26 protein-coding genes and 1 pseudogene are annotated in these 26,983 nt (G+C 56.9%); 14 read left to right on the top strand and 13 right to left on the bottom strand.

The genetic code is table 11. The annotated features are described in order from the left end of the window. Window positions 1–7: 7 nt before the first annotated feature. The 3 genes from CKW19_RS04680 (at window position 8) to CKW19_RS04670 (ending at window position 7,316) form a co-directional block, all read left to right on the top strand. Window positions 8–1,165 (top strand): two-component system response regulator, encoded by a 1,158-nt coding sequence (locus tag CKW19_RS04680; protein ID WP_095056811.1) that lies wholly within the window; start codon window positions 8–10, stop codon window positions 1,163–1,165. 57 nt (window positions 1,166–1,222) lie between these two features. Beyond that, complete coding sequence (locus CKW19_RS04675) at window positions 1,223–5,620, top strand: response regulator (RefSeq protein ID WP_095056810.1); 4,398 nt, start codon at window positions 1,223–1,225, stop codon at window positions 5,618–5,620. Between the two features lie 139 nt (window positions 5,621–5,759). Further along, window positions 5,760–7,316 carry a phospholipase D-like domain-containing protein gene (locus CKW19_RS04670; protein ID WP_371856340.1) on the top strand — a complete coding sequence of 519 codons (1,557 nt, stop codon included), beginning with the start codon at window positions 5,760–5,762 and terminating at the stop codon, window positions 7,314–7,316. Between the two features lie 42 nt (window positions 7,317–7,358). Here the strand turns inward: CKW19_RS04670 and CKW19_RS28285 are convergent, their stop codons facing one another. From CKW19_RS28285 to CKW19_RS04645, 6 genes are all read right to left on the bottom strand, one after another. Next, window positions 7,359–7,697, bottom strand: a complete 339-nt coding sequence (locus tag CKW19_RS28285; RefSeq protein WP_143500291.1) for a hypothetical protein — start codon at window positions 7,695–7,697, stop codon at window positions 7,359–7,361. 9 nt (window positions 7,698–7,706) lie between these two features. Next, window positions 7,707–8,327, bottom strand: coding sequence for a DUF4157 domain-containing protein (locus CKW19_RS04660; RefSeq protein ID WP_256580297.1), 621 nt, complete (start codon window positions 8,325–8,327; stop codon window positions 7,707–7,709). 204 nt (window positions 8,328–8,531) lie between these two features. Next, window positions 8,532–9,419 (bottom strand): serine hydrolase, encoded by an 888-nt coding sequence (locus tag CKW19_RS04655; RefSeq protein WP_095056808.1) that lies wholly within the window; start codon window positions 9,417–9,419, stop codon window positions 8,532–8,534. A 154-nt stretch (window positions 9,420–9,573) separates the two neighbouring features. Further along, window positions 9,574–9,981: a hypothetical protein gene (locus tag CKW19_RS28280; protein ID WP_143498332.1), complete on the bottom strand. Its 408-nt coding sequence runs from the start codon at window positions 9,979–9,981 to the stop codon at window positions 9,574–9,576. 239 nt (window positions 9,982–10,220) lie between these two features. Then, complete coding sequence (locus CKW19_RS04650) at window positions 10,221–10,802, bottom strand: hypothetical protein (RefSeq protein ID WP_095056807.1); 582 nt, start codon at window positions 10,800–10,802, stop codon at window positions 10,221–10,223. A 181-nt stretch (window positions 10,803–10,983) separates the two neighbouring features. After that, a complete protein-coding gene (locus tag CKW19_RS04645; protein ID WP_218232046.1) occupies window positions 10,984–11,913 on the bottom strand; it encodes a LysR family transcriptional regulator in 930 nt (309 codons plus the stop codon). 104 nt (window positions 11,914–12,017) lie between these two features. On the opposite strand from CKW19_RS04645, the gene CKW19_RS04640 reads away from it, so the two are divergent. The 6 genes from CKW19_RS04640 to CKW19_RS04615 all read left to right on the top strand — a co-directional run bounded on the left by CKW19_RS04640 (window position 12,018) and on the right by CKW19_RS04615 (window position 17,202). After that, the gene (locus tag CKW19_RS04640) at window positions 12,018–12,869 is read left to right on the top strand and encodes a transporter substrate-binding domain-containing protein (RefSeq protein WP_095056936.1); all 852 of its coding nucleotides are present in this window, start codon (window positions 12,018–12,020) and stop codon (window positions 12,867–12,869) included. Window positions 12,870–12,884: 15 nt separating this feature from the next. Beyond that, window positions 12,885–13,565: an amino acid ABC transporter permease gene (locus CKW19_RS04635; protein ID WP_095056805.1), complete on the top strand. Its 681-nt coding sequence runs from the start codon at window positions 12,885–12,887 to the stop codon at window positions 13,563–13,565. Continuing rightward, entirely contained in the window at window positions 13,555–14,217 is a 663-nt protein-coding gene (locus CKW19_RS04630; RefSeq protein WP_095056804.1) for an amino acid ABC transporter permease, read from the top strand. Before CKW19_RS04635 ends, CKW19_RS04630 begins: the two co-directional genes overlap by 11 nt. Before the next feature lie 25 nt (window positions 14,218–14,242). Further along, window positions 14,243–15,205, top strand: coding sequence for an agmatinase (locus CKW19_RS04625; protein ID WP_095056803.1), 963 nt, complete (start codon window positions 14,243–14,245; stop codon window positions 15,203–15,205). 68 nt (window positions 15,206–15,273) lie between these two features. Then, window positions 15,274–15,993: an amino acid ABC transporter ATP-binding protein gene (locus CKW19_RS04620; RefSeq protein ID WP_256580302.1), complete on the top strand. Its 720-nt coding sequence runs from the start codon at window positions 15,274–15,276 to the stop codon at window positions 15,991–15,993. A gap of 390 nt (window positions 15,994–16,383) precedes the next feature. After that, a complete protein-coding gene (locus tag CKW19_RS04615; RefSeq protein WP_095056801.1) occupies window positions 16,384–17,202 on the top strand; it encodes a lytic transglycosylase domain-containing protein in 819 nt (272 codons plus the stop codon). Between the two features lie 47 nt (window positions 17,203–17,249). On the opposite strand, the gene CKW19_RS04610 is transcribed toward CKW19_RS04615, so the two are convergent. Together CKW19_RS04610 and CKW19_RS04605 are read right to left on the bottom strand one after the other, a co-directional pair. Continuing rightward, window positions 17,250–17,867 carry a dTMP kinase gene (locus CKW19_RS04610; RefSeq protein ID WP_095056800.1) on the bottom strand — a complete coding sequence of 206 codons (618 nt, stop codon included), beginning with the start codon at window positions 17,865–17,867 and terminating at the stop codon, window positions 17,250–17,252. Between the two features lie 358 nt (window positions 17,868–18,225). Beyond that, on the bottom strand, window positions 18,226–18,564 hold the full coding sequence (locus CKW19_RS04605; RefSeq protein WP_095056935.1) for a hypothetical protein: 339 nt from the start codon (window positions 18,562–18,564) through the stop codon (window positions 18,226–18,228). Between the two features lie 316 nt (window positions 18,565–18,880). Between CKW19_RS04605 and CKW19_RS04600 the strand changes: the two are divergent. The 5 genes and pseudogenes from CKW19_RS04600 to CKW19_RS04580 form a co-directional block, all read left to right on the top strand. After that, window positions 18,881–19,993, top strand: a pseudogene (locus CKW19_RS04600) (c-type cytochrome); the annotation flags it as partial. 133 nt (window positions 19,994–20,126) lie between these two features. Further along, complete coding sequence (gene ctaD, locus CKW19_RS04595) at window positions 20,127–21,902, top strand: cytochrome c oxidase subunit I (RefSeq protein WP_095056799.1); 1,776 nt, start codon at window positions 20,127–20,129, stop codon at window positions 21,900–21,902. Then, window positions 21,899–22,591: a cytochrome c oxidase subunit 3 gene (locus CKW19_RS04590; protein ID WP_095056798.1), complete on the top strand. Its 693-nt coding sequence runs from the start codon at window positions 21,899–21,901 to the stop codon at window positions 22,589–22,591. Before ctaD ends, CKW19_RS04590 begins: the two co-directional genes overlap by 4 nt. 6 nt (window positions 22,592–22,597) lie before the next feature. Continuing rightward, window positions 22,598–23,302: a heme-copper oxidase subunit III family protein gene (locus CKW19_RS04585; RefSeq protein ID WP_095056797.1), complete on the top strand. Its 705-nt coding sequence runs from the start codon at window positions 22,598–22,600 to the stop codon at window positions 23,300–23,302. Window positions 23,303–23,315: 13 nt separating this feature from the next. Continuing rightward, complete coding sequence (locus tag CKW19_RS04580; protein ID WP_095056796.1) at window positions 23,316–23,633, top strand: cytochrome C oxidase subunit IV family protein; 318 nt, start codon at window positions 23,316–23,318, stop codon at window positions 23,631–23,633. A gap of 30 nt (window positions 23,634–23,663) precedes the next feature. Here the strand turns inward: CKW19_RS04580 and CKW19_RS04575 are convergent, their stop codons facing one another. From CKW19_RS04575 to CKW19_RS04555, 5 genes are all read right to left on the bottom strand, one after another. After that, window positions 23,664–24,224, bottom strand: coding sequence for a hypothetical protein (locus CKW19_RS04575; protein WP_095056795.1), 561 nt, complete (start codon window positions 24,222–24,224; stop codon window positions 23,664–23,666). Window positions 24,225–24,360: 136 nt separating this feature from the next. Then, window positions 24,361–24,651 carry a hypothetical protein gene (locus CKW19_RS04570; RefSeq protein WP_095056794.1) on the bottom strand — a complete coding sequence of 97 codons (291 nt, stop codon included), beginning with the start codon at window positions 24,649–24,651 and terminating at the stop codon, window positions 24,361–24,363. A gap of 241 nt (window positions 24,652–24,892) precedes the next feature. Continuing rightward, the gene (locus CKW19_RS28990; RefSeq protein WP_095056934.1) at window positions 24,893–25,294 is read right to left on the bottom strand and encodes a hypothetical protein; all 402 of its coding nucleotides are present in this window, start codon (window positions 25,292–25,294) and stop codon (window positions 24,893–24,895) included. A gap of 329 nt (window positions 25,295–25,623) precedes the next feature. Beyond that, window positions 25,624–25,872, bottom strand: a complete 249-nt coding sequence (locus CKW19_RS04560) for a DUF2790 domain-containing protein (protein ID WP_256580296.1) — start codon at window positions 25,870–25,872, stop codon at window positions 25,624–25,626. Window positions 25,873–26,007: 135 nt separating this feature from the next. Next, complete coding sequence (locus tag CKW19_RS04555) at window positions 26,008–26,937, bottom strand: LysR family transcriptional regulator (protein ID WP_095056793.1); 930 nt, start codon at window positions 26,935–26,937, stop codon at window positions 26,008–26,010. Window positions 26,938–26,983 lie beyond the last annotated feature (46 nt).

Raw genomic sequence — 26,983 nt, 5'->3', positions numbered from 1 at the left:
GCCGGCCATGAGTGTCGAACAGAGTCGTTACAGTGCGCCTACCCTCCTGGTGGTCGATGACACGCCCGATAACCTGATGCTGATGACCGATCTGCTCAAGGATAAATACCGGGTCAAGGCCGCCAATAGTGGCGAAAAGGCTTTGCGGGTATTGCAAGGCGATACGCTACCGGACCTGATCCTGCTCGACATCATGATGCCCGGAATGTCCGGCCATGAAGTGGCAGAGCGGCTCAAGCGCGACCCGCGCACCTGTGATATTCCGATCATCTTTCTGACGGCCATGGCCGGAACCGAAGATGAGATCCATGGCCTGGAGCTCGGGGCCGTCGACTACATCACCAAACCCATCAGACCGGCGCTGGTTCTGGCGCGGGTGGATACCCAACTCAAACTCAAGGCGGCGAAGGACTTCCTGCGCGATCACAACGACTATCTGGAAAAAGAAGTCGAGCGCCGGACCCGTGAAGTGACTGCGATCCAGGACGTGGCGATCCAGGCCATGGCTTCACTGGCCGAGACGCGCGATAACGAAACCGGCAACCATATCCGCCGGACTCAGCATTACATCAAGGTGCTGGCCGAGCATCTGCGCGATCATCCGCGTTTCAGTCCCTTCCTCAGCGAGGAGACCATCGAGCTGCTCTTCAAGTCGGCGCCGCTGCACGACATCGGCAAGATCGGCATTCCCGACCATATCCTCCTCAAGCCAGGACGCTTCACCGAGGAAGAGTTCGAGATCATGAAGACTCATACAACGTTGGGGCGTGACGCCATCCAGCATGCCGAGGATGCGCTCGGCATTCGCGTCGACTTCCTCGTTCTGGCCAAGGAGATTGCCTACAGTCACCAGGAGAAATGGGACGGCAGCGGGTACCCGCAGGGGCTGGCGGCTGACGATATTCCCATCAGCGCCCGGTTGATGGCGGTGGCCGATGTCTATGACGCGCTGATCAGCCGTCGGGTCTATAAATCCGGAATGCCCCACGAGCAGGCCGTCGAGATTATTCGGCAGGGGCGAGGCAGCCACTTTGATCCGGACATCTGCGACGCTTTCCTGGCCTGCGTTGAACAGTTCCAGGCCATTGCCGAGCGTTTCGCCGACACCAATCAGGACATGGCAGCCAAACAGGCCGCCCTGGAACGTAGCGGCCAGACGCCTTGAACCCGGTACTTTCCACTCCCTTCACCCGTATTTTTATCAGGATCACGAGGACAGGCCATGGCCGGATTGCGCACCCTGCTTGAGCGCCTTGCGCTTCTGCACAAACTGATTCTGGGGTTTTCCGCGCTACTGCTGTTGGTGCTGGTGCTCGGTGTACAAAGCCTGCGGACCCAGCATTCGCTGGAGCAGGACATGCAGAAACTCTACCTGCAGGAACTGGTGGGCATGGAGTACTTGCATGAAGCGCGGGTTCAACTGCCCCATATGATGCAAGCACTGCAGCGTGCGGTAGGCACCGACAGCGCATCGATCCGCGTCGAATCCCTGCAGCAGTTGCGTGACATCCAGAATCGGCTGCAGCTCGCGCTGGCCCAGGCCAAAGTGACCCTGCGGCGTGCGGAGAATCTGGCACGTCTCGCCGAGTTCGACCTGTTGCTGCAACAGTTGCAGCGCCATGGCGATCACGCCTTTCAATTGATCGATCAGGGCCAGCAGAGTCAGGCGTTGGTGCTGCTCAATAGCAGTGAGTTCCAGCAACTGGCTCAGCAGGCCGACACCCTTTTGTACGCGATCGCCCAGATCAAGGAAGCCTCGATTCGCGACACGGCCAAGGACATTGCCGACTATGCCGAACGCAGCACCCTGCTGACCTACATATTGTTGTTCGGAGGCCTGTCGCTGGCGCTGCTGCTGGCCTGGCTGGTCAGCCAATCGATACGCAATCCGCTCAACCGGGTGCGGGTGGCCGTGGACCAATTGGCCGCCGGGCAGCTGGATCAGCCGATCCCTCACACCGACATGAATAACGAAACGGGCGACCTGGCACGGGCCATCGCCAAACTGCAGAGCGAGTCCCAACAGCTGGAGCACCAGCGCTGGATCAAGTCGCATACCGCCCAGTTGCAGGTTGATCTGCAACAGGCTGAAACGCCCGCCGAGTTGGCGCAGGTGTTTCTGCAATGCATGGCCGGCCTGCACGGAATCTGCCAAGGGGTGCTTTACAGCGCGAACGAGGACGCCGGCACGCTTTCGCTGATGGGCCGTTATGCGACCGATGCCGAGCGACCGCCTGAGGCACAAGTCCTGTTCGGCGATGGTCTGTTGGGGCAGTGCGCGGTGGATCGTCAGCCACGTCAGTTTCAGGCGCTGCCGGAGCATCAATGGCGTTTGCACTCGCCGCTTGGCGAGATGACAGCGAGTTGTTTGCTGCTGCAACCCATCGTGCGCGGCGAGCGGCTGCTGGGCGTACTCGAACTGGCCGGTCTGGAGCCGTTGGGCGAGCGCGAATTACAGCTGTTGCATGAGGCCACGCCACGCCTGGCTGCCGCGATGGCGATTCTGGAGCGTAACCAGGCGGTCAAGACGCTGTTGGCAGAAACCCGTCGCCAGGCCAATGAAATGGCGGAACAGGCGCTGCAACTGGAAGAACAGGCCAAGGCGCTCGAAACCCAGCAGTCGGCCTTGCGTGCGACCGAGGCCTGGTATCGCGGGATCATCGAAGCGGCCCCGGACGGCATGCTGGTGGTGGATGCCGACGGAAAGATCCTGCGAACCAATCGCCAACTGGATCAACTGTTCGGTTACGCGGCCGGTGAGTTGATTGGCGAGAAAATCGAACGTCTGGTGCCCGTTGCCAGTCGAGAGCACCACGTGGGTCTGCGCAAGGAGTTCGTGGCCCACGGCGACACTCGACAGATGGGAAGCTATCTGGATGACCTGCAAGGCGTGCGCAAGGACGGTAGCCACTTTTCGGCCGAGATCAGCCTGTCGCACCTGCCGAGTCTGGACGGGGGTGAAACCTGCGTGTGCGCTTCGGTGCGTGATGTCAGTGAGCGCCGTCAGTTGCAAGCGGCGCTCAAAGCCAGTGAGTCCCAGTTGCGCGCCGTGCTCGACAGCAGCCCGGTGGCCATGGTGATCAGAGACTTCGATGGGCGTCCGAGCTACTGCAATCCGCAGTTCAACAGTTTGTTCGGAACCCGTCTGGCGGAACTGGAGGGGACGGATCCGGCGCAGTTCTGGGTCGACCCGCAGGCACGCCAGCGCTTTCTCGCTGCGGCCTCGCAAGGTCAGGTGCTGAATTTCGAGACCACGATGCAGCGCGCCGGTGGTGAACGCTTTGACGTACTGGTGTCGGCTGTCTCGATGACACTGGGAGAGCGGGGCATGGATGCCAATTGGTACTTTGACATCACCGATCGCAAGACCGCCGAGGCCGAGGTGCAGCGCGCACGCGAGGCCGCGGAGGAGGCGACCCGGGCCAAAAGCGACTTCCTGGCCACCATGAGCCACGAAATCCGCACTCCGATGAATGCCATCATCGGCATGAGCCACCTGGCGTTGCGAACCGAACTCGACCACCGGCAGCGTAACTACATCGAGAAGGTCCATCGCTCGGCCGAAAGCCTGCTGGGCATCATCAACGATATCCTCGACTTCTCCAGAATCGAGGCCGGCAAGATGAACCTCGAACACATTCCTTTCCATCTCGAGGACGTGCTCGACGGGTTCGCCAGCATGATTGGCCTGAAAGCCGAGGACAAAGGTCTGGAATTGCTGTTCAACACGGCACCTGAACTGCCGACCGCGTTAGTCGGCGATCCGTTGCGCCTGGGCCAGGTGCTGATCAACCTGGGCAACAATGCGACGAAGTTCACCGAGCAGGGCGAGATTGTGCTCGGTGCAGAACTGCGAAGCGCCGAAGGTGAGCAGGCGCAACTGCATTTCTGGATGCGCGACAGCGGGATCGGCATGAGCGCCGAGCAATGCTCGCGCATGTTTCAACCGTTCAGCCAGGCCGACAGTTCCACCACGCGTAAATACGGCGGCACCGGGTTGGGCCTGGCCATCTCCAAGCATCTGGTGGAGCTGATGGGCGGGACCATCTGGGTGGAGAGCGAGCCGGGCATAGGGTCCACTTTTCATTTCGAGGTAAGCGTGGGCGTGCAGCGCGACGCCCATCTACGCCGCATGTTGACCGCCGACGAATTGGTGGGTAGCCGTGTGCTGGTTGTCGACGACAACGCCACGGCGCGCGAGATTCTGTCCACCATGGCGCGCGGTTTTGGTGTCGAAGTGGACGTCGCGCAAAGTGGTCGAGCCGCACTGGCCATGTTGGTGGAAGCCGAAACCAAGGGGCTGCCCTATGACCTGGTGCTGATGGATTGGCGCATGCCCGGCATGGATGGCGTGGAGACGGTGCGGCAGATGCAGGCCGCCAAACTGGTGAAAACGCCGTCAGTGATCATGGTCACTGCTTTTGGTCGCGAAGAGGCTCGCGAAGAAGCCAGCCGGCACGGCATTCAATTGCCGGTGGTACTGACGAAACCGGTGACGCCGTCGACGTTGCTGGAGGCGCTGGGCACCGTGCTGGGAAAAATCCCCCACGTCGACACCCGGGCCAACAAGCGCACCGACCAGAGCACCAGCGCCATGGCGAGCCTGCGTGGCGCGCGACTGTTGCTGGTGGAAGACAATGAGCTGAACCGCGAACTGGCGTGTGAACTGCTGGAGAGCGCCGGTATCGAGTTGTTGCTGGCCAATCATGGCAAGGAAGCGCTCGACCAGTTGGAGCGGGACTCGGACTTCGATGGTGTGTTGATGGACTGCCAGATGCCGGTGATGGACGGGTACACCGCGACCCGCAAAATACGCGAGCAGCCTCGTTGGGCGAATCTGCCGGTGATCGCCATGACCGCCGACGCCATGGCGGGGGACCGCGAACGGGCGCTTGCCTGCGGCATGAACGATCACATCTCCAAACCCTTGAACGTCGAAGACATGTTCGCCACGTTGGCCCGGTGGATACATCCGGGAGCGGGTCGCGGCGCTCCTGTTGCCGTCATTTCGCCGCTGACGACGGAGTCTACAGACGTGCTGCCGGCCAGCCTTCCCGGTATTGATTTGAGTGCAGGCCTGAGCACGTGTATGGGCAAGGTTGAGCTCTACTTGCGCCTGCTGCGCAAGTTTTGCGCCAGCCAGCAGTCTTTTAGCGCCGAGTTCCTGGCGGCCCGAGCTGATAGCGATCCGAAGGTGGCAATCCGATTGGCCCACACCTTGCGCGGGACGGCCGGTAACATCGGTGCGATTGAACTGGCGAACGACGCCGGCGTCCTGGAACAGGCGTGCCTGAACGGTGGCGCAGGGCAGGACCTGACAGATTCGCTGGTGGAGGTCGAACGCTGCCTGGCCATCGTGCTGGAAGGCTTATCGGTGCTGACCGAACCGACAGCGCCCATAGACGCCGTCACCGCACCCTTCAATAGCGAATGGCAGGCGCAATTGGCCCACGTCCGGCATCTGCTGGCCGAGAGCGACACCCTGGCGCTGACTGCCCTGCACGAACTGCAGGGGCTGGCGTCAGGCCCTCGGGTCGTCGAGCAGTTGCACCGGGTTGTTCAGCAAGCGGAGAGCTTCGATTTCGATCAGGCACTGGAGTTACTCGAAAACCTGTCTTGATCCATTCTGGGGGGAATGGTCGGAAACTTCGACACGCTGGCTGAACCGGGCTTTACTGAAATCAGGCGTGCAGATTGCCGTGGGGTCGTAACCATAGGCGGGTTCCTGAGGTCAGAACACATCCAGCGAGGACGAGCCTTTGCCCATCTTCCGGTTCATTCCCGCCGTGTTGGTCGCACTGGTGCTCGCTGGCTGTGCCACTCCCACGCGTTTGCCCCATGACTACAGCTCGGTGATGCCTGCCAGCGAATCGGCTTTCGGGCGCTCGATCCAGGCGCAAGCCGCACCGCAGGAAGGGCGCTCCGGATTTCGCTTGCTGCCCAACAGCAGTGAAGCGTTCCGGGCGCGCGCCGAGTTGATCCGCAATGCGCAAAAAAGCGTCGATCTGCAGTACTACATCGTGCACAACGGTCTCAGCACCCGGGCACTGGTGCGTGAAATGCTGCTGGCCGCCGATCGCGGTGTACGCGTACGCATCCTGCTCGATGACACTGCCAGTGACGGCCGGGAAGAAGTCATCGCTACATTGGCCGTGCACCCGAACATCCATATCCGTGTGTTCAACCCGCTGCATCTGGGACGCAGCACCATGGTGACCCGAGCCATGGGCCGTCTGCTCGATCTTTCCCAACAGCACCGGCGCATGCACAACAAACTGTGGCTGGCCGACAACAGTGTCGCCATCGTCGGCGGTCGTAACCTGGGCGATGAGTATTTTGACGCCAAGCCCGACCTAAACTTCACCGACATGGACCTGCTGTGCATCGGCCCGGTTGCCGGGCAGTTGGGCGTGAGCTTTGATCAGTACTGGAACAGCACCCTGAGCCAGCCGATCAGCGACTTCCTGATCAACAAGCCAACCGCCGAAGACCTGGCCAAGAGCCGCCAGCGTCTGGATCAATCGCTCCTGACTTCGCGTACCGAGAACAAGGCTTTGTACGACCATCTCATGACCTACCGGTCCAAGCCGCAACTCGCCACCTGGCGCAAGCAACTGATCTGGGCCCACGGCAAGGCAATGTGGGACGCCCCGAGCAAGGTACTGGCCGACGACGAGCCGGCCCGCTCGCTATTGATGGCCACGCAACTGCGGCCTGAGCTAGATAGCGTCGATAAAGAACTGATCATGATCTCGGCGTATTTCGTCCCGCAGCAGCCGGGCATGCACTATTTGCTCGGTCGTGCCGATGCCGGTGTGGAGGTACGCCTGTTGACCAACTCGCTGGAAGCTACCGACGTGCCAGCGGTGCATGGCGGCTATGCGCCTTACCGCAAGACCCTGCTCGAACACGGCGTGAAGCTCTATGAGCTGCGGCGCCAGCCGGACGACCCCGGTCGCGCTTCATCGTTTGGCTTCAGTGGTGGCTCGGACTCTAGCCTGCACACCAAGGCCATGATTATGGACCTGCAAAAAGTGTTCATCGGCTCGTTCAATTTCGACCCGCGTTCTGTGTTTTGGAACACCGAAGTCGGGGTGCTGGTCGACAGCGCCGAGTTGGCCGGCTACGTGCGCGAGCTGGCGCTTGAGGGCATGGCGCCTGCGATGAGTTATCAGGCCCGACTGGAAAAAGGCGAAATCGTCTGGGTCACGGAGGACGACGATCAACTGCATACCTTGTACGAGGAACCCGGCGGAACATGGCGCAGTTTCAAAGCCTGGCTCAGCGACAAAATCGGTCTGGAGAAAATGCTCTGATCGGTGCGGACCGGATCAGCGGAAACAAATTGTCATGAAATGCTAACGCGTTGTCGCCGATAGAAAGGTTGACATGCTGCGCGTCGATAAACTCCTCCCTACGAACTGCGTGGCAATCCCCCATTTCGATCTTCGATCGGCCGTGCGCTGCCCGGCCGAATGACCTTCAGTCGTAAGGAAAATAACAATATGAGTGCAGAGCGACTTAAAGGCGATCTTAACGCCGAGCTGACCGGTGTAAGTGCCTTCGATGCCATCCAGGATGACGGCCCGTGCAACGGGAGCAGGCAACAGCACAAAGCGCATTTCAAACCCGATCAGGATATTTTCCAGTCGGATTACATAGCCTTTGATTTGCGCTTCGGTGGTTCTGACGATCACTGACAGAACTCATGGTGTTCGAGGTGTCTGCGGCTCGACGGCGGCTCTCGAGGCTTTGCCCACCTGGGTTTGAATCTCGTAGGCGGGCGCCTCGACGGCTGAGTAATCACGGGTGTAGCGAGTGGCAAACTCGCGAACGCCCCATTGCTGGTATTGCTGCACGTGCTTCAACTCATGTGCCCAGAGCGCGACATTGTTGAGTGCATCTTCAGCGTCGCGAAAGACGATGATGTCTACCAGGGTGACGGCATTGATATCGGGATTCTGCAGCAGGGTATTGGCAGCGTTCAGCTCCGTTTCATCCCCGACCTTGTAGCGAGCCGTGTCGAGCACTTGAATGTCGTAGTAGGGTTCGAGTTGGGCCCGGATGTTCAGCGGGATGGGTAGAACATCGCCCGTTGCCGCGTTGTTGCGCGACATCACGATCCAGTTCTCTAATCCCGAGGCCGCCAATAGGTTCATGTCTTTGAAGATCGTCCCAAAGTCCTCTTCGGAACCTGGCGCACAAAAGCAGGCGACCACGCTGACTTGATACTGCCCGGTCGGGCAGGCGAGAGCAGGCGACGTGGCGCCACCGCAAAAGAGCAGTAACGCCCACCGGAAAAATTGGCGCGAAAAGACAGCTGACAAAAGGCTCTCCAAGGGCAATGACGGTCGGCAGGTGATCATTCGGGCGCGTGGCGCCGTTGTCCAGACCCGCGTTGGACCGCTGGGCGACGGTTCGATTCCTTGGAGGCCATATCTTTTTCAACCCTTTCACGAAGGACGGCAATCGGCCCAAAAAACTGACGTCGAGAGAATCAAGGGAGCGGAGTCGATGAGGGCGCGGACGCCTCAAACGTAGTTCCGCAAGGCTTGTTTCAATTGGTCGACGACGTGTGCTTCGACGGCGCCTTCACTGACATTTGTCCCAAACGCTGCGCAACAAGCCGAGGGGTCGCCGTCGCTGATGCGGTAAACAGCAATGACACTTCCAGGCCCGCAGCCTGTGTGTCCGCACAGGATCAAGCCGCCTTCAGTTGTGCCCTGCATTACACCAAGGCCATATCCCGGTGTAACCCATGGACGTCCGGGAATCGGACCGCCCAATGTTCGTGCGGTCTGCATTGCCTGGAGCAAGTCCGTGGGGAGAAGGTGTCCGGTGAGCAGTCGATCCAGCAATAGCGCCGCTTGTGAAAGAGGACCGATCAGCAGGCCGTGATAGACCCAGGCGGGGTCATAATTCGGTGGGTTTCCAGGAGAGGTTTCTTGTAAATCTGCTCGCGTTTTAGCGAAGCGAACGCTCGACAAGCCTAAGGGCGTTAGTGCACGTCGACTCACGGCCTCTTCAAGCGCAAGATCAGTCACCCGTTCGATCAGTTTTCCAATCAGCCAGTAACCGACATTCGAGTAGCGCCAAGCGGTTCCGGGACTGTATCGAAGTCGAGCACCCTCAAGGCGCTGCATCATTTGATCTGCCGACCAGGCTGGCTCATTGTTCGCAACGGCAGTGTGATACTCCGCCAGTTCGCCATAATCGGCGAGACCGGCCTCATGCCGCAGTAACTGGCGCAACGTGAAAGGTTGATCGAGGATCGGATCGTCCAGTCCCACCAGCCCATCACGCACCAGAGACAGTGCCGTCACGGCCAGGACTGTTTTGGTAAAGCTCCACCATGGGACCGAGCGTTCTGATGGGGCCGGCGTGAGTGACTGGCCATTCGATACAAGTGAGCTCAGCATTGATTTCCCTGGGTGTTGAACAGATCGACAGCTCAACACGGTATCTCATTCTCCCTCATCCTTGAGGCGGCAAAGTCAAATAGAGCCATTTGTACCGTCCAGACCTGCATTCGATCTTTCTGTGGACGAGCCCCTTTACCTCTGTCCTTAGTCCTTAAAATAACCTGGTTATTTCATTCAAGATCCGATCCTGGATTTGAGTACTGGGTCTTTGGCGATAAGCCACTGCTAAAAAAGCAACGCCTTCGTAGTCGCAGCGGATCGAAAAAGTCATGCCTTCACGAAACCCAAAGACTGATCTTTCTCCTGCATCAACAAAGTATCTCGCTTTTGTAAGTGCCGCTCGGGCGTGTTTCAGGCAGTCAGTTTGGCTAAGCGAGTGTCGTATCCAGCTGGTCGTGACACGCACAGAGGAAGTCTCGCTATCATCGATAGGTGGTCGAGTCATTTCTTTATTGGGTGTATTAATATTATCGTTGCTGCTGCAAGCGATCAGCCCTATTGAGATAACAGAAAGTAAAAAGCCAAAACGGAGTCTCGAATGCTTGAGTGCGTTTCGCATCCTGGGGCGTTCCTGTGGCGATGTGCAATGAATGAAATTGCAATTATTAACGTAATAGCGGGTTTCTGATTTTTTGCTACCTGTGATCGGCGAATGCGACCAGTGGTCGTAGATAGCTCGTCCTGTGGTTTTTCTCGAGAGATAGGCTGACTCACCGAACGTTCGGGCGAATCATGTCGCCCATAGGGTGAACAATGCCACTCAAAAAAGCAGCCTGGGTCACGACCCATGTGTCGATATTACGTTAGCTCAAGTCGCTCTAATGCATAATCCTTACCCTCCAGGGTAAGTTCAAAGACGGTGGAGCCGAACGTCCCTCGTGTCACTTTTCGCCTGACAAGACGTTTAACCTGAAGTTGATTTAAACCGGTTTCAACTTCTAACGTACTGAGCGAAACAAGTTTGCAAACCGAGTCTAAATTTGCAACTTTTCTGAAGTTTGCATGATAGGCCAACGCCTCCATCAGTAGCGTTTGGTTATCCGTCAATTGCGGAAACTGAGGGTTGTTCATTTTGTAAACTTTTCGTTCTATCTCATGTAACTCGCCGTTAGCGCCGTCAGTGAAGCGGGCGTAGTAAAGCGCGACAGACAGCGTGCTGATTAAAATCGCGACAAGCATCAGCGCAGACCAATTCGGCATTGGCGTTTCCAGCAAAAGCCAATCCCGAAAACGTAGCAGCCAGCCCTTGGTCTCGGCTAACAACGTCAGGTCGAACCAGGTGTCGAGCAGCTTCATGGCAGCCCAAACGATAAGGAACCCACCCGCCGAGCTAGCCATAGCCTTGAATGTGAATGGGACATGCTTGCCTTGTGCGGCCATGCTGCTCGCCTCTGTAGAAACAGATGCTGTGAGCATAGCAAGGGCAAAAAATCGCGGAGCAACACTTGAAATATCAGGCCCAAGATCGCCGCAGGATCTGACTCATGGTGAGATCTTGACTGACCTGTTCACTACCTTCTTCGCGAAGGGTGACAACTCGACTAACTGAACCATTCGTTTTCTATCTGGCTCCATATCGATTCGAGATGGAGGAGTCGCTTGCATGCAATTCTTCAAGGATCTCTAGAAAAAGCTCTGCGCTTCGTGACAGAGGGCGAGAAGCCTCGGTTATTGCGCAGATGGTGTTATGGAACACGGGGCTGTCCGGTAACTCCCGCAAGTCGAAGCGCGGGGCAATGAGTTCGACATAATGCTCGGGTAGCAGCCCGGCATAGCCTCCACCTTCAACAAGCATCGCGATCGCTTCCAGTCCTGCGGCTTCGGGCCCACGTTCAAAACCATGCGCAGCCAGCGTTTCTTCGACGAAGGGATGCGGTCGATAAACCAATTGAGGGCGAAGCTGTTTCTCGCTCCGCGCTTGATTCGCCACATACACGCGGTGCTCTTCGACGAACAGCTTTTGGTAATGAAAGACTCGCTCTTTTCTGTACATCCCACGAATGGCCACCTGCACCCGGCGTTCGCGCAGTGCCTGGTTCAAATTGGCAAAGGTCATCACGGCGACTTCTGCCTGAACATTAGGTGCCCGTCGTCTCAGTTCTTTCAGCGCTTCGGTCAGTCGGCAATTCGGATCGGCGAGCATGTGCTCGACAGTACCAATCGAGACGGTGCCGGATATCACAGCACGTACCGCATCAATTTCAGGCTTGATTCGTTCAAGAGAGTTGAGGGCATTAGTCGTCAACTCCAGCGCCACCCTCCCTGCCGCGCTCAGCTTGAACCCTGCCGGACCTCGCTCGCAGAGGCGCACACCCAAGCGCTCCTCTACCTCCTTGATATGCCTGCTGATGGAGGCTTTGGTCATATTTAGCCGGCGTTCAGCCGCAGCAAATCCACCGGCTTCAGCGGCAGCACAGAAAATACGCAGAGAACGTAAGTCACGCTCGGTCAGGTCGAATCGGTTCATGGGAAAAAAGGTATCAGATTCCAAGACCATATTGCCAATAAAGTGATTTTACTTGTGCTTTCGCGCTGGCTAATTTGGTTCCAGCAACCTTCACAAATACAACACTCCAAGAAATGGGGGACCGCATCATGACAACACTCAGTCGCCGAAGCATCGTCAAAACCGTGCTCTTGACCTCGCTGGTTATCTGCACATCAAGCTTCGCATTAGCCCAGGCAGGTACGCTTGCCGACATCAAGCAACGTGGCAAGCTGACAGTGGGCACCGAAGCCGCTTACGAACCTTATGAGTTCGTTGAAAACGGCAAGGTGGTGGGTTACGGCCACGATATTCTGGAACTGATGGCCGCCAAACTCGGCGTCGAGCTGGAGCAGTTGAACTTGCCGTTCAACGGTTTGCTTCCCGGATTGATGAGCAACAAATTTGATTTCGTGGCCACTTCCGTCGGGATCACACCGGAGCGTGCCAAACGGTTCGCATTCAGTCAGCCCATCGGTATTGTCCGCTCATTGTTCGTCGTCAAGGCGGACAACACCACTATCAGCAAGCCCGAGGATGTAGCAGGCAAAGTGGTGGGAACCCAGATGGGTTCTTCAGCCCAACAAGCACTGCAGGAATACGAGCGAGCACTCAAGGCCGGCAAAGGGCAGGGCTACGCTGACCTCAAACTGTTCCAGGGCTATCCCGATGTCGGCTTGGCGATTGCCAATGGCTCGATCGATGTGGGTGTTCTACCCAGCAACGTATTGGCTGTGCAAATGCGTCGTCAGCCAGACGTTTATAAGACGGTTGGCGAGGTCGGCGATGCCAAGCTGTTGGCTTGGGTAGTCAATGCTAAAAATCCTGAAGTACGCACCTTTATCAACGAAACCCTTGATGAGATGCGTGCGACGGGCAAGTTGGCGGAACTGCAAAAAAAATGGTTCGGCGAAACGATGACATTACCGACTTCAGGGTATCTGCCTGAAGCGGCCCTCTAAAGGGAGGGTCAGGTAATGACGAGCTGGTTGAGTGCACACACCGCACTAGGACCCTTTTTCGATGGGCTACTACAAGGAGCAGCGACAACACTTATCGCAAGTAGCCTGGCTTTTCTGATAGGGCTCGGGCTCGGCGTCCTTTTACTTCTCCTTAGAGTCGCCGCAGGTCCAATTTTCCGATACGCAGTGATGGTCTACGTCAGTGCCATCCGCGGCACACCGTTGTTGATCCAGTTGCTTATCGCGTATTTCGTTTTGCCGAGCCTGATCGGTATTGAGCTGACACCACTCGAAGCGGGGATCCTCGCCCTGTCTTTGAACACGGCGGCTTACATCAGTGAAATCCTGCGAGGCGCTTTGACTTCGATTCCTGGAGGTCAGGTGGCTGCAGCCCAGGCACTGGGAATGCGCGCTCATCAAAAGTGGCGTTACGTGCTGTTGCCGCAGATGTTCCATCGTTCCATTCCGCCGCTGACCAACGAGTACACCGTACTGCTCAAAGCCTCATCGCTGCTGTCGGTCATCGCTGTCAGTGAGCTTGCGACCGTGGCTCGTAACGCGACGCTGCAAAGCGATCTGCCACTGCAAGTGTTCAGTGCAACAGCGATCGTTTACTTCCTTATTCTGCTGTGCGCTTCGTCGATCTCGCGACTCATCGAGCGCCGCATTGCCAAGGTAATGCCAAATGCCCATTGATATTGAAGTGATCAGCCACGCAATCCCGGCGTTGCTGCAGGGGCTGAAAATCACCGCGACGGTCAGTGCCATAGGAATTCCGCTGGGGATGTTGATCGGTGCTTTGTTCGCTTACATGGCCGATGCCCAGCATTGGTTGCCAAGGCTGTTTGCCCGTTGTTATGTCGAACTTGTCCGAAATGTTCCATTCCTGATCGTGGTGTACCTGCTGTTTTTCGGCCTGCCGCAGCTAGGAGTGCAAGCCTCATCGTTTGCGATCGCCATTGGTGCCACGGCGTTCTACACGGCCGGATATTTCAGTGAAATCCTGCGTGCCGCCTTGAAGAGCGTGCCTGCCGGCCAGGCGCGTGCAGCGCGGTCGCTGGGGTTTTCCGTCTGGCAGGTTCAGCGCTACGTGGTCGTACCGCAAAGCTTCGGCTACCTGATCCCGCCTACGACCAGCCTGATCATCATGATGTTCAAGGACACCGCGATCTTCTCGGTAACCAGTCTTCCTGAGCTGACCTATCAGAGCAACCTGATGACCGCTGACACCTTCGCCTATCTCGAAGTGTTAGGCACCGCTGCATTGCTCTATTGGCTGTCGAGCATTGTCCTCGATGCGCTTGGCCAAGCACTGGAAGCCCGTGAAAGACACTGGCGGCATCGCTAGAAAATCCCATCATTTAGGAGTTTTTATGAAGAACCTGACCGTCGCCCCACGTACCAGCCATCAGACCCTGCTTTATTCAGAACTGATGACCGATCTGGACAACCTTCAACAGGCGGATATTGCGGTGCTTGGCATGCCTTTTGGTTCGCCTTACGGCCCGCGCTCATATACCAACGACCAGACCAATGCACCACTAGCAATACGTCAGCTCACTGACCGTATGGTGCGTGATCCACGGCATTATGATTTCGATATCGATGGCCCGTTGCTGCAAGGCCGTAGCGATATCCGATTCATCGATTGTGGTGATGTCTTGCCAGATGTCGCCAAACCGGGTGAGCACTATGAGCGTGCCGAGCAGGCCGTACGCCAGCTTCTCAAAGCCGGAGCGCTACCCGTCATCCTTGGCGGTGACCACGGAATTACTACGCCGGTTTTACGGGCCTACGACAGTCTCGACCCGATCACCATCATCCATATCGATGCGCACCTTGACTGGCGCGACGACGTGAACGGGATTCGGGAAGGGTTGTCCAGCCCAATACGTCGAGCCTCCGAAATGGCCCATGTCGGCCAAATCTTCCAGATCGGACTGCGCGCCCAAGGTAGCGCACGCCCCGAAGATCTTGAGGTCGCGCGCGAGTATGGTGCGGAGTTAATCAGTGCCTATGAACTGCATGAGATCGGCATGGACGCAGTACTTTCGCGAATTCCCGATGGTGGGAACTACTACTTGACCATTGATGCCGACGGCCTCGATCCAACCATCATGCCCGCTGTAGATGGTCCGGCCCCAGGTGGCGTGACTTTTTTACAGGCACGCAAACTGATTCACGGATTGGTGAAAAAAGGACGGGTAGTCGGTATGGATATCGTTGAAATCCAGCCGGGTAAAGACAACGCAAGCAACCTCACCTGCGTGACGGCGGGACGCTTGATTGTCAATCTGATCGGCGCCTCTATTCGCGCGGGGTACTTCGACAAATGATTCAGACTAACGCCGCTGTGGCATCGGTTTCCCGCTTCTCTGCAGATGTTCAGCCACACTGCATCAGAATGCGCGGAATCAATAAATGGTACGGAAATTTGCAAGTCCTCAAAGACTGCTCGACGCACGTGAGTAAAGGCGAAATTGTAGTGGTGTGCGGGCCTTCAGGTTCAGGCAAGTCGACATTGATCAAGACGGTAAACGGACTTGAGTCTTTTCAGAAAGGCGAAATCCTGGTGAATGGGCAATCGATCGGCAGTGCAAAAACGGATCTGCCAAAGTTGCGCCAGCAAGTGGGTATGGTGTTTCAGCATTTCGAGCTGTTCCCCCATATGTCGATCATCGAGAACCTGACGTTGCCACAAACGAAGGTGCTCCATCGTGCGACAAACGATGCGAAAGCCAAAGGTCTGGCATTGCTTGAACGTGTGGGCCTCAGCGCGCATGCCCACAAGTATCCGGCACAGCTCTCTGGAGGTCAGCAGCAGCGTGTTGCCATCGCCCGGGCGTTATCGATGGATCCGGTCATCATGCTCTTCGATGAGCCAACCTCGGCGCTGGACCCTGAGATGATCAACGAGGTGCTGGACGTAATGGTGTCGCTAGCCAAGGACGGCATGACGATGATGGTGGTCACCCATGAGATGGGCTTTGCTCGACGGGTGGCAGATCGGGTGGTGTTCATGGAAGAGGGGATGATCATTGATGACACATCCTCTGAAGCATTCTTTAACGGGACATCTTCGGAGCGGGCAAAACTCTTCCTGTCGAAAATACTGGGGCACTAAGTCCAGTAATGTATTCAGCGTTGAACACAGAGTCAGTCAATTAAAGCTCAGTCAGCAGGAATCGATAATGGATCACTCTGCTGACTGACGCATTTCGTATCAGATTTGCTTCGCATCGTGTAACAAGATCTGCGACCGACAGTGAAACGACCTTAATGCGGCTATCCACTTCAGATGGAGGTTTGCAAGGTCGGCTACTGGTCGGTTTCCGCCTGTCGTGAAGGGCAAATAACGGCCACGCCGGCAGTCCGTACGTCAACGCAAGTTCCAAGGCCGGTTACAAGGGGTATAACAGAACAAAGGGCGGGTCACCCAGAATGAGCCCTGCAAAGGCAGCACCCGGGCCAGGCGCCCCAGGCCTGATCGGCGCATTCGGCGCGGAGCGATGTGATGAGTTCCAGAGCACGGCGATGGGCTCGCAAGAGCCTTCTTGGCTGCATCGAGCTGGCCTTGCTGGTCGTTCCACTGTGCGCCAGCGCCATGTTCAAGTGCCAAGCCAGGGACGGCGCCATCAGCTACACCAGCCAAGCCATCGCCAGCGCCCGCTGCACTCGCCTGAATGGCATGGCGGGCGCCGGCGCCGGCGCCGGTGTCGGTGCCAAGGCAATGGCCGTGCCACGGGTTGTGCGGGACGACGACTCAGGCGCGGTGCGGATTCGGGTGTTCACCTTCATCCACAGGGGTGTTCGTCAATATGTGAGCCGGCGCCCCGTCGGGATCTCCGCACGGGTCGATGCCCTTGAGCTCTATGTCATCAAGGGCTGCTATCTGTGCATGGCGCCGAAGAATTTCAAGGTTGCCTCACTGCGCCTGGACACCCAATCCTATCGGCGGGAGATCGAAGCTGCTTCGGGTCATTATGGTGTCGACAGGGCGCTGGTCCGCGCAGTGATACATGCCGAATCGGCGTTTCGGCCCAACGCCATTTCCGAGGCCGGTGCCCAGGGGTTGATGCAGTTGATGCCCGCCACCGCCCAGCGCTTTGCCGTGGACGATCCGTTCGACGCACGACAGAACATTCGTGGCGGCGTGCGCTACCTGGCCTGGCTGCTCAAGCGCTTCAACGGCAACCAGATGCTGGCGTTGGCAGGCTACAACGCTGGCGAAGCGTCCGTGGCCGAGTACAACGGGGTGCCTCCCTACGCCGAGACGCAATCCTACGTCACCCTCGTGCAGTCCTTGACCGAGCGCTATCGCAACCAGCGCTAGTACCGTAGGGCGCATAACCCGGAACAGGCCGGCGCAGCGAACTTCGCCTAACGGGCATCGAGGACTCTATAGATCTCAGAAGTCACCTGCATCGTTGCGTCTTCGATCGTTCCTTCATTACGGCATAAAACCCAGCCGTGATCTGCAATCGCTCGCTCGAATGCCTTGGTACAAGCGACATGTTCTTCCAGCTTATGGATCACGGTACTGCTCAGCCCACGCCGTCGTGCCGTTGCCCTGGCCCATGAAATATCAGGGGCGGTGACAACCCCGACATGCAGGTCTGGCACTCGCACGTTTCGATCAATGTTCAACTGAAGAATCTCTGCAAACGGGACTATCCGGCGAAACGCGGCGTCAGACGGGTACCAGCGATCGATCAGGATGATGCTGCCTGGTGGCTGTTTAGTCAGCACGTGCCGGGAAATCCAGGTACGGCTATCAGCAAAGCGCTCACAAACCCTCAACTCCAGATCCCGGGTGGGATTTCTGACGAGCCTGTTCACGAGGGCCATTGTTTCGCCCCTATCGGGATCGCTTTTTTGCTCGCAAAGGCGGATCACCTTTTTGTTGTCTGCCCTCAGTACTTTCGTAATGGCCTCCAGCAGTGTGGTTTTGCCGGTTCCCTTGGGCCCATCTAGAGAAACAAACAGCGGACGATTCATTCTTCAAACAACGATTGATATACGGTTTTTTTTGCCCGGTTCGTCCGCTGGAATTGCTTGGCGCAATGACGCGAATCGAGAGGAGGGTGCTATGAACAGAGATTGATGAACACTCTAACCTGATTTCTGGCTAATCCGGGATGCTCGGCCCCCCACTCAGGGCAAATATCTGGCGCCGCAGCGAGGTGCGCGGCCGATATTCTACTGGTCACGACGGTGCTGACTCAGCGACACCACCGTTACAAGAAGACGGCAGTGCGCGAAAACACTGCCGTCGACCCGCTACAGTGGCTAATACCGGTGAATCAAAAGCAGTACCCGATATTGATGTTTGTTCGGTACCAAATTCACGTAGCCGCTACTCAAGCAGTTGATCAATCAACACCGCATTGGTGTAGATCAAGCTGCCGTCACTCGCTCGGTGTCCAACCAGATGGAACTGTCCGCGTTCGTGTTGCAGATAGACGCGCATCTGGCAGTCGGACAAGGGTGCGTATCCCTCGGGCATGATCAAATCCATCGAGTCCATGTCGACATCGACCATGGCTTCCGGCTCGTGGGACTTCTGCAAGCGCTCTTCGGCCTGCTCCAGACGAACATGCAGCGGTCCGTCGACATAGAAATGGACTTCCCCCATCGGGGTGGACTTTTGGGCGCCGCTGGTTTTACACCAGCCTTCGATCGTCAGGGCACTCATGACGAAACCTCCCATGTGGATTGCTGGAATCTGTCGTTATCGTTCCTGCTCAACGCCATCACGTATGTTGGATGACTGCACAAGGGCAGGGTTCGATTTTTTGCGCCGCTTCTGGCCGATCACTGCTGTCCGTCATCAGAATTTCAGTATAGCCGGTCACCGCGCCTCGCTTGCCAACCCCACGGTACAACCCGATGGGCTCTATACTTCTTACTGACTTTACCGCCCGGATGGGTGGTGTTTGTCAGCCCTGCTTGTAGGTCAGTGGCGATGCTTATGCATAACCAATGAACAACAGGAATAGGATGAAGAGCAAATGGCAATAGCAATTGTCCTGATACTAATCGTTATTGCATCAGTGCTATTCCATCTACTAGCGCCTTGGCAAGCGACGCCGGCCGCTTCCAACTGGGGGTCCATAGACACCACCCTGTTCATCACCCTGATCATCAGCGGAATATTTTTCATTGCCATCACGGTATTCATGGCGGTCGCGGTGATGCGGTATCGACACAAGGAGGGCGCCAGGGCGGCCTATCAGCCAGAAAGTAAAAAGCTGGAATTATGGTTGATTATCATTACTTCGGTCGGCATTGCCGGGATGTTGGCGCCAGGCCTGGTTGTCTACAACGATTTCATCCGTGTGCCGAAAGAAGCTTACGAACTTGAAGTGGTCGCCCAGCAGTGGCAGTGGGCTTTTCGCTTTCCCGGCCAGGACGCAAAGCTGGGCAAATCGGATATCAGGTTTATTGATTCCGCCAATCCCTTCGGCCTTGATCCCAAGGATCCTGCAGGGCAGGACGATGTGCTTGTCATGAATAATGAAGTTCGCCTTCCGCTCGATCGGCCGGTGAAAGTCTTGCTGCGCGCTAAAGATGTCCTGCACGATTTCTATGTGCCGCAAATTCGCAGCAAGATGGATATGGTGCCAGGGATGGTGTCGTACTTTTGGTTTACGCCGACTAAAACCGGAAAGTACGAAGTCCTTTGCGCTGAATACTGTGGCGTAGGTCACTACAACATGCGCGGCCATATGATCGTGGAAGAGCAGGGCGACTTCGATCAATGGCTCAAAGGCCAACCGACTTTTGCGCAGACATTGACGACAGCGGCCAAACCCGGTCGCGACAGCGTGCTGGAAAAAGGCCGCCAGCTAGCCGAACAACTCGGCTGCAAGGCCTGCCATAGCCAGGATGGCAGTGCCAGTCTCGGCCCGGGATGGAAGGGGCTGTACGGCCGCACCGAGCAGCTTGCCGATGGCAGCAGTGTGCAGGTCGATGAAGCCTACCTGAAAGAGTCGATTCTCGATCCGAAGGCCCGACTGGTACAGGGCTACCCGCCGGTCATGGTGGCCTATACTCTCAAAGACGATGAACTGGGTGCTGTCATCGCCCTGATCAAATCACTGGGTGCGGCGGCTCCGAGTGACTAGGAGCTGAAAGCCCTAATAATTTCTATCAAATCCAACGCGAATGCTGACGCTGACGCAAACAAGGCGGAGCCAGGGAAGTAGCCGTAAAGCAGCCAGAAATACACTGAAACTTCGGCAGGAGGATGACGTGATGGCCTATGCGGAGCAAGCCGAAACAGAAGCACTGCACGAGCCCAAGAGTTTCCTGACCAAGTACATCTGGAGTCAGGACCACAAGGTCATAGCCATTCAATATTCGTTGACGGCGATCTTCGTGGGGCTCATCGCTCTGGTGTTGTCCGGCTTGATGCGCATGCAGATTGGCTTCCCCGGCAGTTTGGCGTTCATGGATGCCAGTACTTACTATCAGGCGATGACCATGCACGGCATGATCATGGTCATTTACTTGCTCACGGCGTTGTTTCTGGGTGGCTTCGGCAACTATCTGATCCCGCTGATGGTGGGCGCCCGCGACATGGTCTTCCCCTACGTCAACATGCTCAGCTACTGGTTTTACCTGGTGGCGGTAGTGGTGTTGCTCAGCAGTTTTTTTGTCCCTGGCGGCCCGACCGGTTCCGGTTGGACGCTCTATCCGCCACAGTCCATTACCCAGGGCACACCGGGGGTGGAGTGGGGCATTGTCCTGATGCTTGTCTCACTGGCGATTTTCATTGTCGCGGCCACCATGGGCGGGTTGAACTACGTCACCACGGTGTTGCAGGCGCGCACGCACGGCATGACCTTGTTTCGCATGCCGCTCTCGGTATGGGGCATCTTCATGGCCTCGATCATGGCCTTGCTGGCGTTCCCGGCGTTGTTTGTCAGTGCGGTGATGATGCTGTTCGACAAGCTGTTGGGCACCAGTTTCTTCATGCCGACGATGATTTCGCTGGGGCAGCAGCTCGATCACCAGGGTGGCAGCCCGATATTGTTCCAGCACCTGTTCTGGTTCTTCGGCCACCCGGAGGTCTACATCGTTGCGCTCCCTGCGTTTGGTCTGGTCTCCGACTTGATCAGTACCCATGCGCGTAAAAACATCTTCGGTTACCGAATGATGGTGTGGGCCATTATTGCGATTGGCGTACTGAGTTTTGTGGTCTGGGCGCACCATATGTATGTCAGCGGAATGAACCCGTACTTTGGCTTCTTCTTCGCCGTCACCACGTTGATCATCGCAGTGCCGACCGCGCTGAAAGTCTATAACTGGGTACTGACCCTGTGGCGCGGCGACATCCATCTGACCGTGCCGATGCTGTTTGCCCTGGCCTTTATCGTCACCTTCCTGGTCGGTGGTCTGACCGGGTTGTTTCTCGGCAATGTGATCGTGGACATCCCGCTCTCGGACACCTATTTCGTCGTGGCCCATTTTCATATGGTCATGGGGGTCGCCCCGGTCCTGGTGGTGTTCGGTGCCATTTATCACTGGTTCCCGAAAGTCACCGGGCGCATGTGGAATGACACCCTGGGCAAGCTGCATTTCTGGATTACCTTTCTGGGCACCTACGCCATCTTCTTCCCCATGCACTACCTGGGATTCCAGGGCATGCCACGTCGCTATTACGCCTATGAAAACTACGCCTTCATCCCGCAGTCCGCGCAAGACTTGAATGCTTTCATTACGGTGGTCGCATTGACGGTCGGCGTTTCTCAGCTGCTGTTTCTGTTCAACCTGACCTGGAGCGCATTCAAGGGCAAACCCGCAGGCAGTAATCCCTGGGGCGCGGCCAGCCTGGAATGGCAAACACCGGACACCCCGCCGAAACACGGTAACTGGGGAGAGAAATTGCCGGTCGTGCATCGCTGGGCCTATGACTACAGTGTGCCGGGGATCGAGCAGGATTTTGTGCCGCAAACGGTTTCCGCCGAGGCGCTGGAGCACATGCGGCAACTCAGTGCCGGACCTAAAATAGCGGACATCAAGACATGAACAGGCTGCTATTGAGAAACATCGGTGGCGCTGATCCCGGCGGCAGTTGGAGTCGCGACCCTGAGGGTGTTCAGGGCGCCGAGGTTGCCGATAGAAGGCAAACCGCGAAGGTAGGCCTGCGCTTGTTTCTGGTGGTGGTGAGTTCGTTATTTTTCCTCTTTCTGATTGCCTTTATTGCCCGTTCACAAATGACCGACTGGCGCCCCCTGACAGAGCCTTGGGCGCCGTTAGGCGATCTCTGGCCGCTCTGGTTGAATTCGGCTTTTCTGGTATTGAGTTGCATCGCACTGCAGTGCTCGCGCATGGCCGCCCGACAGGCAAGGCGGGGCGCAACGGTCATTGGTTTTACATTGGGGGGCGTGTTTGCCATTGCCTTTCTGGCGGGGCAACTCTGGCTCTGGCAGCAGTTTGTCGCCTGGGGCTACGCTGTCGCCAGCAATCCGGCCAACAGTTTCTTCTACCTTTTGACCAGTCTGCATGGGCTCCATGTGCTGGGCGGGCTGATCGTCTGGTGCTGGACCGTCGCTAAATTTTTGCGGCATGTGCCACTGGCACAACTCAGCGCCAGCGTAGAGCTCTGTGCCATCTATTGGCATTACTTGCTGGGCCTTTGGTTCGTGCTCTTCGCGCTGCTGGCCAGCACGCCGCAAACCTATGAAGCCATCGCCAGATTCTGCGGCCTGAGGTGAACAGCCATGGCATTGCACCCACAAGCCCAAGCCGAGTCCAGTCCATCAGGTACGCCGCCTGCACCGGGATGGCAGGGCATCGCCAGCGATTGGTCCTCGGATAAAGAGGCCTTCAAGCAGGTGCCTTGGGGCAAGGCGATGATGTGGATATTCCTGCTCAGCGACACGTTTATTTTCACCTGTTTCCTGACCGGCTACATGTCGGTACGCATGACCATCACCAGCGCCTGGCCGAACCCCAGTGAAGTGTTCGCATTGACGATCGGCGGCAAGGAAATCCCGCTTATTCTGATCGCCATCATGACCTTTGTGCTGATCAGTAGCAGCGGCACCATGGCCATGGCCGTCAATTTCGCCTATCGGCGTGATCGCGCGAAAACCACGGCGCTGATGCTGGCAACCGCTGCCCTGGGGGTGACTTTCGTCGGCATGCAGGCGTTTGAATGGACCAAGCTCATCGCAGAAGGGGTGCGTCCCTGGGGGAACCCCATGGGCGCGGCGCAGTTTGGTGCCTGCTTTTTCATGATTACCGGTTTTCACGGACTGCATGTGTCAATCGGCGCTCTCTACCTCAGCATTGTGGCGCTGAAGGTATGGCGTGGAGATTATGAGCGCTCCGGAAACTATCAGAACGTCGAGATAGCCGGGCTTTACTGGCACTTCGTGGATTTGGTGTGGGTATTTATTTTTGCATTCTTCTATTTATGGTAGAGGAGCACGAGTGATGGCACTTGCTCAGGGCCAGCAACATCCAATCAGTTTGTACCTCAAGATCTGGGGGCTGTTATTCGTCCTCAGTACGCTGTCGTACCTGGTCGATTACTTCCACTTCCAAGGCTACCTTCGGTGGTCCCTGATTATCACTTTCATGTTGTTGAAGGCGGGTTTGATTGTCTCCATCTTCATGCACATGGCATGGGAGCGCCTGGCCTTGGTCTACGCCATACTGGTGCCACCGTTGTGTTTACTGGTGCTCATCGGGCTGATGGCCACCGAGGCAGACTATATTTTCCTCAGCCGGGGCATTTTCTTTGGCCAGTGAGCAACGTTCGGATGACCTTGTCTCCAGATGCTAACCCGATATCACTCGCTTGAACTGATGCCATTTGTGCTGCCAGGCCACTGTCCAGTGGGGGGCTGCCGTTCCCGTGCCGGCGAGCTTCAGCTTCGGATGCTGTTTGATGACTTGGTCCAGTACGGATTCCTGACTCGGTTCAACATCCACGAAGAAGATATGTTTGCCGTCTTTTACGGCCTGTTTGAAATTGCGGAAGTGAGTGTTCGGCACCTGGAAGCCAAAAAAACCGCCTTCCCAGACGCAGAAGCCCAATACAACAATGGCAAGGAAGATAAAGGGCATCCAGCCTGCGGCGGATTCGGTCCAGCCCATCCAATAGGCGCCACCCAGGACCAGCGCCGCGAGCGGCACACCGATCACCGCACCAATCTCACCCGAGTGAACCGCATCCTGTTCCATTAACGAGCTGATCTCGTGGAGGTGATGGTCTTCTACATCAGCAACTTTTTTACTGAGTACATGGATCTGTTCGGAATTGATGCCGCTGGCTTCCAGTTCATATTCCACGGTTTCAAGATCGTTGAGATTGTCACTGATGTAATAGTGTCGGTTCATGCCACACCTCCCGTTTCGGGTTTGCTGTAGACCTCCTCTGTCCTGCAGCAGTCGGTAGCTGTACTGTGGGGAACGTTGTTGCACATCTCATGCAATCTGAAAAAAGTATAGCACTCACCACCCTGCGGAATGGCCGCTAGCTGATCTGCACAATGACCGGACCTTCCGTTACGATCGGCGGGTTTGCGTGGATGTTCGATGCATTTTTCTGAACCCATTCACGCGCGACTTTCAGGCTCGCATCACTGCCGGCCTTGTCCGTGCAAACCGTTACCGACGTGCCGCCATCACCCGTATTCAACAGTGTGTAGCTGACGAGGCCTGGCACTGTGCGCAGGGTCGCTTCGACGTCGACATGGCGCTCTTCCAACCGCTGGAAAAGCTCTTTTGCTCCGGTACCCAAGTAGGTTCTTATCACTGCATACATAGCCGTCTCCCTTTGGAGTGCCGCCTGGATGCCAATCCAGATCCGTTGATGGCCGCTATTGATTAAGTTTTGATTTCACCCTGATTTATTAAGCTTAGCCAAACACCGGCGACAATCGTCATGCAACGACCACCGGCCATTTTGGCCGATTGCTGTCCTGCATAAAGAGCAGCAATAGACCCTGCTTAGATAAGGCCTTTCGCAGTTGAGCATCGGCTTGGAAAGAGCGCGGCACTTTGCACTAGCGGCGATAGTAACGGCGGTCGTCCTCGTAACGGTGCCGCATGGCCCGATCCTGGTGGCGTTCCCAATCACGATGGCGTTCGGCTTCTCGGCGGGCTTGTTCTCTACGCCATTTATCTCTACGCCAGTCGTCCCGGCGCCAATCGTCTCTGCGATCATGCCAGTGGCCGTCATGCCAGTACCGGCGGTCGTCATGGGCAAGTAAAGGCGCTTGTTGCGTGCCAGCCATACTGGCCAAGGTCGGCCAAGGATTGCTGGCGGGCTGGAGCGGAGCCTGAACGGCTGCGACCTCAGTGGCGAAAACAGGGGTTGACGTCTTCAACTGTGTGGCTGATGCCGAGCCCACTGCCGCGAACGCGAACAGGCCGAGGAGCACCATCCGGGGGACATGGAATTTCATGAGCGAAGACAACCTCTGATTGACAATTGGGCATGTGGCCATCTGACAGAGGTCAGCCTGTGGGGGCGTGCTGACGGAGCGGATGTGCCTATCCACATAGACCGATAAACAGAGAAAAGTTCTGGAGGGCGGTGCCTGAATAGCCAAAGGTCTGAGTGTTGACCCTTCTTGAAACTCACTTTCTCGATGCTCATTTCTGATACTGGTCGCAACGTCGCGTTGCGTAACCGCAACTACCCATTGATTCAGGCGACGCAGCAAAGGCGGCCGCGACCTTGCCGGTCAACTCCATGCACCCGCATCAATCGCGACGCGCGACCTGACCAGAACTACTGACCGCCCCAAGTGGTGTCCGTCAGGATGTACGCAAGCCGTTGCGTCTGGCCTTGATGGTCGATGTACTCCATGGTCGCCGGATACACTGCGTCCTCAACGGGCGTTGCCGTCACCGAGACCACCTCGGCGATATCCAGGTGCATCCCATACTTGTACTGAGTATCGGCGACAGATGACGCGCTGGCGGCCAGCACGGGACCTGTCGTCAGCAACAGCATGACGAAACACAATGGCTTTTTCATTTTCGTTTCCTCAGTATTTCTGTAGCGCTTCCCATTCCCTGTCCAGTTGATCGAGTGACTGTCTGAGTCACTTTTTGGGTCGATGCAATCAACCAGTATGGACCCGTGGTGGGTAATGCGCCCCGTCAGGCACGACTATAGATAAGCCGCGATCTCCTGCTCCGCCTCCTGGAAATACGACCGGATGATGTTGAACGACTGCTTCGCAGCGGGCGTCTGTGTTCGATGCCGGATCGTCACGATGCCCAGGGTCAGGTCCAACTCAAAGGGTGGCTGGACATCAAGGATGGCGACGGACTTTTCCCTCAGCAGTTTGATCATGGCGAGGAAGGTGGTGGGGAAAAGCGCGTTGGTACTCAGAATGAGGTCGTGCGCCGTCTCGATGTTATTGATGCTCGCGGCAAAGTTGGTCTCGATGGGCATTTGCATGCCATAGAGATGGGCCATTTTCATTGCCAACATCTCATTGATGTATCCGGAGCCAATCAACGGGTGCTCTTTCAGGTCATCCATGGTCAGGCCCTTGCGCCCGGCCAGCGGGTGCCCGGCCCGGGCGAACCAGCCAAAACTGCAGGTGTACAAAGGCTCGACCATTAGCTCCGGGTAGCGGGCGGCCGCACCCACGTCACCAATGAAGAAGTCGAGCCTTTCCTTTTGCAGGGCATCGAGCAGCACATCGGTACTGTGCACCTGAGCCTGGATCTTCAGGCCCGGGCCCGTGGCAAGCAGTTGCCGGATCAACGAGGCCAGGAAGTCATGGGCCACCGACGAGCCCAGGCCGAACACGAGCGGGCCATAAGCCCCATTCTTCATCAGGCTTAGCGTTCGCGCCCCTTCACGCTCCTCGAAAACGATGCGCTTTGCCCGCTCGAGGTATTCCATCGCGAATGGCGTGGGGTGCAATCGACGATTAGTCCGGTCAAAGAGCGACACCCGCAGTTCGTCCTCCAGCGCCTTGATACTTCTGGAGAGCGCCGGTTGACTCAGGTGCACCGCATCGGCCGCAGCGCTGAGCGATCCGGTGTTCATCAGGGCGAGAAAGTGCTGCAACTGTCGAGTGTTCACGGGTTTCTCACTTGCAGTTAATGCATGAAATTAGAATTTATTATGC

Source organism: Pseudomonas sp. Irchel s3f7 (assembly GCF_900187615.1).
GTDB lineage: Bacteria > Pseudomonadota > Gammaproteobacteria > Pseudomonadales > Pseudomonadaceae > Aquipseudomonas.
The sequence above is the reverse complement of the archived record's forward strand: the minus strand, read 5'-3'. Positions and strand labels throughout refer to the sequence as shown.

Coding starts and splice junctions, on each gene's coding strand:
- CKW19_RS04630 (WP_095056804.1), top strand. CDS start 13,555: ATGCCCATTGATATTGAAGTGATCAGCCACGCAATCCCGGCGTTGCTG.
- CKW19_RS04585 (WP_095056797.1), top strand. CDS start 22,598: ATGGCATTGCACCCACAAGCCCAAGCCGAGTCCAGTCCATCAGGTACG.
- CKW19_RS04625 (WP_095056803.1), top strand. CDS start 14,243: ATGAAGAACCTGACCGTCGCCCCACGTACCAGCCATCAGACCCTGCTT.
- CKW19_RS04635 (WP_095056805.1), top strand. CDS start 12,885: ATGACGAGCTGGTTGAGTGCACACACCGCACTAGGACCCTTTTTCGAT.
- CKW19_RS04650 (WP_095056807.1), bottom strand. CDS start 10,802: ATGGCCGCACAAGGCAAGCATGTCCCATTCACATTCAAGGCTATGGCT.
- ctaD (WP_095056799.1), top strand. CDS start 20,127: ATGGCCTATGCGGAGCAAGCCGAAACAGAAGCACTGCACGAGCCCAAG.
- CKW19_RS04640 (WP_095056936.1), top strand. CDS start 12,018: ATGACAACACTCAGTCGCCGAAGCATCGTCAAAACCGTGCTCTTGACC.
- CKW19_RS04610 (WP_095056800.1), bottom strand. CDS start 17,867: ATGAATCGTCCGCTGTTTGTTTCTCTAGATGGGCCCAAGGGAACCGGC.
- CKW19_RS04655 (WP_095056808.1), bottom strand. CDS start 9,419: ATGCTGAGCTCACTTGTATCGAATGGCCAGTCACTCACGCCGGCCCCA.
- CKW19_RS04620 (WP_256580302.1), top strand. CDS start 15,274: ATGCGCGGAATCAATAAATGGTACGGAAATTTGCAAGTCCTCAAAGAC.
- CKW19_RS04675 (WP_095056810.1), top strand. CDS start 1,223: ATGGCCGGATTGCGCACCCTGCTTGAGCGCCTTGCGCTTCTGCACAAA.
- CKW19_RS04570 (WP_095056794.1), bottom strand. CDS start 24,651: ATGTATGCAGTGATAAGAACCTACTTGGGTACCGGAGCAAAAGAGCTT.
- CKW19_RS04605 (WP_095056935.1), bottom strand. CDS start 18,564: ATGAGTGCCCTGACGATCGAAGGCTGGTGTAAAACCAGCGGCGCCCAA.
- CKW19_RS28280 (WP_143498332.1), bottom strand. CDS start 9,981: ATGCGAAACGCACTCAAGCATTCGAGACTCCGTTTTGGCTTTTTACTT.
- CKW19_RS04590 (WP_095056798.1), top strand. CDS start 21,899: ATGAACAGGCTGCTATTGAGAAACATCGGTGGCGCTGATCCCGGCGGC.
- CKW19_RS04680 (WP_095056811.1), top strand. CDS start 8: ATGAGTGTCGAACAGAGTCGTTACAGTGCGCCTACCCTCCTGGTGGTC.
- CKW19_RS04560 (WP_256580296.1), bottom strand. CDS start 25,872: ATGAAAAAGCCATTGTGTTTCGTCATGCTGTTGCTGACGACAGGTCCC.
- CKW19_RS04580 (WP_095056796.1), top strand. CDS start 23,316: ATGGCACTTGCTCAGGGCCAGCAACATCCAATCAGTTTGTACCTCAAG.
- CKW19_RS04615 (WP_095056801.1), top strand. CDS start 16,384: ATGAGTTCCAGAGCACGGCGATGGGCTCGCAAGAGCCTTCTTGGCTGC.
- CKW19_RS04575 (WP_095056795.1), bottom strand. CDS start 24,224: ATGAACCGACACTATTACATCAGTGACAATCTCAACGATCTTGAAACC.
- CKW19_RS28990 (WP_095056934.1), bottom strand. CDS start 25,294: ATGAAATTCCATGTCCCCCGGATGGTGCTCCTCGGCCTGTTCGCGTTC.